At 64.4% G+C, this 884-nt stretch carries 1 protein-coding gene; it reads right to left on the bottom strand.

From position 1 onward, the window contains the following. Positions 1-44 precede the first annotated feature (44 nt). Positions 45-383, bottom strand: a complete 339-nt coding sequence (locus Q7A36_RS40245; protein WP_305109400.1) for a hypothetical protein — start codon at positions 381-383, stop codon at positions 45-47. Positions 384-884 lie beyond the last annotated feature (501 nt).

Raw genomic sequence — 884 nt, 5'->3', positions numbered from 1 at the left:
TCATCGTGCAGGATGACGGCGCGGACCGCCATGGCCGCCCTCCCCTACTCCGCGCCGATGGACCGGCGAATGGTGTCCTCGAGCCGGCCGTCCACGGCTTCGGCGGTCTGTTCGGGTACCTCCCGCACCGCGCCGATAAGGCCCTCGATGGCCTCCCTCAACTCGGCGACCGGGTTCTTGCCGCTCTTCTTCTCCGGGCCCTTGGCGGCCTGAAGCATCTCGTCCATCGCCTTGCCGTTGGCCTCGGCCGCGCCGAGCACGTCCAGCAGGGCGCCCAGGATCACCGACTGCTGGCGGTAGACCGCCTCCAACAATGCCCGGTCGGTCATCGCCGCCAGATCCACGACCTCGCCCGTGGCCGGATCCATCACCTCGTTCGCCATGGCTGCTCTCCAAGAGTGCGTATGCCTGGGAACTCACCCGGACCCATGATACTGCATACCCAAGAAAGAAGTTGCAAAAAGCTGCAATATGCCAAAGGAGTTACTGAAAGAAGTAACGTAGTTTTCTGGGGCGTCCGGCCCAGGCGAGAACGGCCGCCAATGGATGGGACGAAGCGCGATGACGGCACCCCTTGGATCGGCTGCAGCGGGCAGCGGCGGAGCCCCGTCATGAGCGGTGGTCGCCCCTGCGGCGGCGGTGGTTGGAGGAGAACCGGGAGGGCTTTGCCGAGGCGCTGCCCCGCGGCCGGAGTGGCGGCGATTGCCCGGCTGCTCTCCAAGAGTGCGTATGCCTGGGGGAACCCACCCGAACCCGTGATACTCCATGCCCAGGAAAGCAGTGGCAAAAACTTGCAATATTTAAAAAGAGTTACTGAAAGAAGTAACGTGGTTTTCTGGGGCGTCCGGCCCAGGCGAGAATGGCCGCCGAAGGATGGGACCAGG

The sequence above is a fragment of the Paracraurococcus lichenis genome (genome assembly GCF_030657435.1).
GTDB lineage: Bacteria > Pseudomonadota > Alphaproteobacteria > Acetobacterales > Acetobacteraceae > Paracraurococcus > Paracraurococcus lichenis.
The sequence above is the reverse complement of the archived record's forward strand: the minus strand, read 5'-3'. Positions and strand labels throughout refer to the sequence as shown.

Bases quoted from the DNA above. Each gene is read 5' to 3' on its own strand.
- Q7A36_RS40245 (WP_305109400.1), bottom strand. From the start codon at position 383: ATGGCGAACGAGGTGATGGATCCGGCCACGGGCGAGGTCGTGGATCTG.